At 66.3% G+C, this 7,428-nt stretch carries 1 protein-coding gene; it reads left to right on the forward strand.

Features of this window, described 5'->3' with window-relative positions; all coding sequences use genetic code 11:
• Positions 1–7 precede the first annotated feature (7 nt).
• Positions 8–7,348: an amino acid adenylation domain-containing protein gene (locus AB0J47_RS19605; protein WP_364347342.1), complete on the forward strand. Its 7,341-nt coding sequence runs from the start codon at positions 8–10 to the stop codon at positions 7,346–7,348.
• Positions 7,349–7,428 lie beyond the last annotated feature (80 nt).

The raw sequence follows: 7,428 nt of genomic DNA on the forward strand, positions 1-7,428 counted from the left end.
GTTGAGAATGGATAGAGCGAGTCGATCTGTTCGGACCAACCGTCGGCGCCGTGCCAGCGCCCCACTCTTCGGACAGCTGCTCACCGCGGCCGTCGAATCCGCCGCCGATGCGGTGGCGGTTCGCTTCAACCCGACCGGCGATCCGGCCGACCAGCGTGAGTTGACCTATCGCGAATTCGACGAGGCGTCTTCGCGGCTGGCCTGGGAACTGATTGCGCGGGGCATCGGACCCGGTGACATTGTCGCTACCGCGCTGGCCCGCTCGGTCGAGTCCGTGCTCGCGGTATGGGCGATCGCGAAGACGGGCGCGGCCTATGTCCCGGTCGATCCGGCCTATCCCCCGGAGCGAATCGCGCACATGGTCGCGGACTCCGGCGCTGCGCTCGGTCTGACCACTGCGGCGCATCGCGCGGCGCTGGGCACATCAGTTGATTGGGTCGAGCTCGATGATCCCGTTGTGGCCGAGCGGGTTGCCGCACAGCCGCAGCGGCCGGTTTCCTATGCCGATCGGGTGCGGCGTTTGGACGAGCGGCATCCGGCCTATGTCATCTACACCTCCGGTTCCACCGGGCGACCGAAGGGCGTCGTGGTGACGCACGCCGGGTTGGCCGGGTTGGCCGCGATCGGTCAGCGGTATGCGCTGAACGACGATTCGCGGGTGACGCATCTGAGTTCGCCGAGCTTCGACTTCTCGCTGATGGAGCTACTTTTCACGTTCTCGGCGGGTGCGACGCTGGTGATCGCGCCGCCGACGGTATTCGGCGGTGCCGAACTCGCGGATCTGCTGCGCCGGGAACGGGTCACCCATCTGCTGATCACTCCGGGTGCGCTGGGATCGGTCGATCCGGCCGGACTGGACGAACTGCGGGTCGTGGTCACCGGTGGCGACAAGCTCGGCGCCGAACTCGTCGAGCGCTGGGCGCGGGACGGGCGGGCCGTTTTCAATGCCTATGGCCCGACCGAGGTCACTGTCATGGTCACGACCGGTCAGATGGAACCCGGCACACCGGTCACGCTCGGCGGCACCGTCGCCGGGGTCGGGGCCTTTGTGCTCGATTCGCGCTTGCGGCCGGTGCCATCGGGAGTCGTCGGCGAGCTGTATCTGGGCGGACCCGCGCTCGCACAGGGCTATCTCGGACGTCCCGAGCTGACCGCGCAACGGTTCGTGGCCAGTCCGTTCGGCGCGGAAGCCGGTGCGCCGGGTGCGCGACTGTACCGGACCGGAGATCTGGTGCGGCGCAATGAAACCGGTGTGCTCGAGTACCTGGGCCGGTCCGATTTCCAGGTGAAGATTCGCGGTCTGCGCATCGAACTCGGGGAGATCGATAACGCGCTCACCACGCATCCGGATGTGGATTTCGCGGCCACGCTCGGCAAGACATTGCCTTCTGGGACGACCGCGCTCGTCTCTTATGTGCTGCCCCGCACCGATGCCATCGTGGATACCGCCGAGCTCGTGGCCACGCTGGAGCGAAAGCTGCCGAAGTACATGGTGCCCACGGCCATTGTGGTACTCGACGAACTACCGCTTACGCCGGTGGGCAAGCTGGACCGCGCCGCGCTGCCCGATCCGGTTTTCGAGGCGCGGGAGTTCCGTGCGCCGTCCACACGAGAAGAGCAGGTCGTTGCCGAGGTGTACGCGGAGCTATTGCGTGCCGACGGTGTGGAAGTCGGTGTTGATAACAACTTCTTCGAAGTCGGTGTTGATAACAACTTCTTCGAAGTCGGTGCTGATGACGACTTCTTCGAACTCGGCGGCAACTCGCTGCTGGCCGCGCGGGCCGCCGCGCGTATCGGTACCGCGCTGGGCACCCGGGTGCCGGTGCAGTTGGTATTCGAGGCACCCGGAGTCGCCGAACTCGCGCAGCGCGTGACAGTACTTGCGGCGGCCGGACATACTTTGCGCGCGCAACCGCGCCCGGATCGGATTCCGCTCTCCTACGCACAGCAGCGCATGTGGTTCCTGAACCGCTTCGATCCGACCAGCGGTGTCAACAACATTCCGCTGGCGGTGCGCTTGTCCGGGGTGCTCGATGTCGAGGCGCTGCGTGCGGCGGCGCGCGATCTGGTGGCGCGGCACGAGGTACTGCGTACGGTGTATCCGGAGATCGATGGCGCGGGGATGCAGGTCGTCTTGCCGATCGATGATGCTCGCGCGGTGCCGGAGCTCGAGGTGGTGTCCGCGAGCGCGGCCGAGTTGCCCGAGCTGGTCATCAGCGCCGCCGTCGCGGGTTTCGATGTCGCCGTCGCGCCGCCGATCCGGCTGCGCGTGGTAAAGCTGGGTGAGACCGAGCAGGTGCTGGTGTGCGTGGTGCACCACATCGCGGCCGACGGTTTCTCCATGGGGCCGCTGGCGCGGGATCTGATGTCCGCCTATTCGACTCGGGTGCGCGGTGCCGGGCCGCAGTGGCAGCAGCTCGACGTGCAGTACGCCGATTATGCGATCTGGCAGCGTGCGATGCTCGGCGCGGAGGACGACGCGGAATCGCTGCTGGCGCAGCAGATCGCCTTCTGGCGCACCGAATTGGCCGGACTGCCCGAGCAATTGGCGCTACCCACCGATCGGCCGCGTCCGGCGGTGCTGTCCAGTAGCGGCGCCGTCTTCGCCTTCGAGATCGACGCCGAGGTGCATACCGCGCTCGAACGGATTGCCCGCGAGCATCATTCGACGCTATTCATGGTGGTGCACGCGGTGCTCGCGGTGCTGCTGTCCCGACTGGCGGCAACCACCGATGTCGCCATCGGAACCCCTGTTGCCGGTCGTGGGGATGCCGCACTCGACAATGTCATCGGAATGTTCGTCAATACGCTGGTGCTACGCGGCGAGGTCGACCCCGAACTATCGTTCGACGATTTGCTGCGTAACTTCCGGCGCGCCGATGTGGCGGCCTTCGGACATGCGGATGTGCCGTTCGAGCGATTGGTCGAGCTGCTCGACCCGGTGCGTTCGATGGCCCGGCATCCGCTGTTCCAGGTGATGCTGACGTTCCAGAACATGGAGCGGCCCGAGCTGGAGTTGCCCGGCCTCACCGTTTCCGGCATCGATCTGGGTGTGGTGCAGGCGAAGTTCGATCTCGAGCTGACCGTCGTGCCGCGCGAGGACCATGGTGCGGCGAACGGTCTTGCGGCATCGTTCACCTATGCCACCGACCTTTTCGACGAAGCTACGGTGGCCGGGTTCGCTCAGCGCCTGAATCGGGTGCTGGCGGCGGTGGCCGAGGATCCGCACCGGGTGGTCGGGGAAATCGAACTGCTCGCGCCCGCCGAGCGGCAGCGGATGCTGCGGGACTGGAACGACACCGCGCACCCGGTCGTCCCGGAACTGCTGCTCGACGGATATCGCCGTGCCGTGCAGGCACATCCGGATGCGATCGCGGTGGCCTACGAGGGGATCGAGCTCACCTATCGCGAATTCGATGAGCGGGTCAATCGGCTCGCACGGCTGTTGATCCAGCGGGGCGTAGGTGCGGAAGCACTAGTGGGACTGGCAGTTCGGCGTTCGATCGACCTGGTGGTCGGCATGTATGCGATCGTCACGGCCGGTGGTGCGTATGTGCCGTTGGATCCGGACCATCCGGCGGAGCGGATAGCGCATATTCTCGATACCGCCGCACCCGTCTGTGTGCTGACCACGACCGCGGATGTCGTCGAGGTATCGGATACGCCGCTCGTTTACCTGGATACCGGTGAGCTGACAGCATTCTCGGGCGATCCGGTGCTGCCGACGGAACTGCTGCGTCCGGTTTCGCTGGAAAATCCCGCGTACGTCATCTTCACCTCGGGTTCCACCGGCCGCCCGAAAGGTGTTGCGGTCACCCACACGGCCATCAATAACCAGATCGAGTGGATGCTCGCGCACTACCCGCTCGGTTCCGACGATGTGTATCTGCAGAAGACCGCCACCACATTCGACGTGTCCCTGTGGGGGTACTTCGTGCCGTTGCGGGCCGGTGCGAAGTTGGTAGTGGCCACTGCCGACGGTCACCGCGATCCGGTGTATCTCGCGGAAACGATTGCCGCGCAACGTGTCACTGTCACCGACTTCGTGCCGTCCATGCTGACGGTATTCGCCGCACATCTACCTCCCGGGTCCTGCCCGACACTGCGCGATATCTTCGTGATCGGTGAGGCATTGCCGCCGGAGACGGTGACCGCGCTGGGTGCGGTATCGGATGCGGCTGTGCACAACCTGTACGGGCCGACCGAGGCGACGGTGTCGATTACCGCATGGCGCGCGTCCGCGAGCGAGCAGACCACCGTGCCGATCGGCCTGCCGCAGTGGAATTCGCAGGTCTACGTGCTGGATTCGCGATTGCGACCGGTGCCGGCGGGAGCGGTCGGTGAGCTGTATTTGGCCGGGGTGCAGCTGGCGCGCGGGTACGTCGCAAGACCGGATCTCACGGCGGATCGTTTCGTCGCCGACCCGTTCACCGCTGGGGCTCGGATGTATCGCACCGGTGACCTCGTGGTGTGGCGGGAAGATCCGCGCCGGTTGGAGTACTTGGGCCGCAGCGACTTCCAGGTGAAGTTCCGTGGTCAGCGCATCGAACTCGGCGAGATCGAGACCGCGCTACTCGCCCAACCTTCGGTCAGCCAAGCTGCGGCGCTGGTGGCGACCGGTGATCAGCTGGTCGGATATGTGGTGCCGCGGCCGGGGCAACAGGTCGAACCGCAGGAGTTTCGGGCCGCGGTGGCCGAAGTGCTTCCGGCGTATATGGTTCCGGCCGCCATTGTGGTGCTGGATGCCTTCCCGCTCAACACCAGCGGCAAACTGGATCGCAAGGCACTACCCGCGCCGACCTTCGCCGCACGCGAGTTCCGCGCCCCGATCACTGCGACAGAGGAGATCGTCGCCGCCGTCTTCGCCGAGGTGCTGGGCATCGAGCGGGTCGGCCTCGATGACGACTATTTCGCACTCGGCGGTAATTCCCTGCTGGCCACCCGGGTCGTCGCGCGTATCAACGATGCGCTCGATGCTGTATTTACCAACCCCACCGGCGGCCATTCCCCTGGTGTCGCCGTGCGCGACCTGTTCGAGACCCCGACTGTCGCCGCACTCGCCGCCGGAATCATCCCCGGTGCGGGCCGTTCCACCGCCGAGCGGGTACCGCTCACCCGAACCGAGCGCCCGGAGCTGGTGCCGCTTTCCCTTGCCCAGCAACGGATGTGGGTGCTCAATCGGATCGATCCGGAATCTCCGGCATACAATCTGCCGTTCGCGATCCGGTTGACCGGCGAGCTCGATGTCGCGGCGTTGCGACAGGCCGTCGAGGACGTGTTGGTGCGACACGAGGCGCTGCGCACCCGGTTCCCGACGGCGGGTACCGGCGGACAGGCGTATCAGGAGATTCTGCCTGCCGCCGAGGTGCTGCCCGATGGACTGGAGGTCGAGACCGTCACCGATGTGCTCGGTCGGGTCGTCGAGCTGGTGTCGGCCGGATTCGATGTGACCGAAGAGGTTCCGGTGCGGGCTCGGCTATTGGCCGACGGGGACCAGTATGTGCTCGTCGTTGTGGTGCACCACATTTCGGCCGACGGTGCCTCGCTTGCCCCATTGGCCCGTGATCTCGTGACCGCATATCTCGCCCGCGTCGGTGGTGCGGCACCCGGCTGGTCGCCACTGCCGGTGCAGTACGCGGATTTCGCGCTCTGGCAGCGCAAGGTCATCGGCACCGATGACGACGAGAACTCGGTGGCCGCAGGACAATTGGCGTACTGGCGTCAGCAGCTCGCCGGACTCTCGAACGCACCGGTGCTGCCGCTGGATCGGCAACGTCCGGTAGCGTCGTCGGGCCGCGGCGCGGCGATCGGCTGGACCATGCCGGCCGAGGTGCACGAGGGTCTGATCCGGATTGCACGCGAGCATCGATCCTCGGTGTTCATGGTGGTGCACGCGGCGCTGGCCGTGCTGCTCGCCCGGCTGTCGGGTGGTTCGGATATCGCCATCGGCACGCCGGTTGCCGGGCGTGGTCAGCGGGCGCTGGACGAGTTGGTCGGCATGTTCGTCAATACGCTGACGCTGCGCACATCGGTCGAGCGCGGCATGGCATTCGACGAGCTGGTCGAGCAGACGCGTGCGACGGATCTGGCCGCATTCGCGCATGCGGATCTGCCGTTCGAGCGGGTGGTCGAGGTGGTCTCCCCGGGGCGGCCGTTGTTCCAGGTAATGCTCGTCTTCCAGAATCTCGAACAACCGAGTCTGGAACTGCCGGGACTGACCGTCGCGGCATTGGATGCGGGCGATGTCGTCGCGAAGTTCGATTTGCAGGTGGTCGTCGAACCGCGCCTGCGGGCGGATGGGACGCCGGACGAGCTTGTCACGGTATTCACTTACGCCACAGACCTTTTCGAAGAATCGACGGTGCGCGGACTCGGACGCATGCTGGAGCGCATTCTGACCGCGGTAGTCGCCGATCCGGGCGTGCGTATCGGCGGCATCGATATTGTCGACGAGCAGGATCTGGTGCCCACCGCGACCGATGCCACGGCGACCACCGATGGCACCGAGCTGACCCACCTGCTGACCGCCGCCGTGGAGGACGATCCGGACGCACCCGCGCTGGTGTGGGGCGAGCAGGAAATGCCCTACCGAAAACTCGACGCCAAGTCGTCTCAGCTGGCCAGGGTGCTGATCGGGCGTGGATGCGGTCCGGGGGCGGGGGTGGCGATCCGGCTGGATCGCGGTGCCGACTGGGCGGTGGCCGCGTGGGCGGTACTCAAGGCGGGTGCGGCGCTGGTACTGCTGCCCGCGGAAGCTTCGATACCGGATGAGCCTTCGGTGCGGGTCGGGTTGACCATTGGTGCGGGTCCGGTTGGTGACGGCATCGAATGGCTGCGTCTCGACGATGCCGCGACCAGTGCCGAAATCTCCGCGCAATCGCTGCGACCGGTCAACCACGCCAATCGGACCGGGGTGCTCAGCGGATCCGATCCGGCCCTCGTCATTGCCGCGACCGGGGTGCGGATGAGCTACGACGAGCTGGCCACCGCGGCCGATCGCCTGCGCCTGCGCACCGGCCTGACCTTCGAATCGCGCACCTTCCAGCACGGCCGGTCCGATTCGGCGGCGATGCTGCTCGAGCTGGTGAGCGCCGGTGCGACCGGTGCCGGACTGATCGTGGTGCCCAGGATCGTGCTACGCAGCGTCGAAGACTTGGGTGCCTCGCTCGCCGAGGGGTGGGTGACGCATCTGATCGCCGATCGGGCCACGCTGGCCGCCATCGATACCGCCCAGCTGGCGGATCTGCGGGCGGTGGTGCTCGAGCAGGTCACCTCCGCCGAGGTCGTGGTGCCCGAATCGGCCGAGATAGTGCCGTTGGATGAACTGCTGCCGGTGGTGTCGAGCTGAGTACATGACGGTGCCTGGGGGGGTTGAGATGTAACGACAAACGCTAGGAAGTAGTCCCGGAGATGCTCGGCTTGTTCGAA

Origin of the sequence: Nocardia sp. NPDC049737 (assembly GCF_040674755.1) — a bacterium.
GTDB lineage: Bacteria > Actinomycetota > Actinomycetes > Mycobacteriales > Mycobacteriaceae > Nocardia.

Bases quoted from the DNA above. Each gene is read 5' to 3' on its own strand.
- AB0J47_RS19605 (WP_364347342.1), top strand. From the start codon at position 8: ATGGATAGAGCGAGTCGATCTGTTCGGACCAACCGTCGGCGCCGTGCC.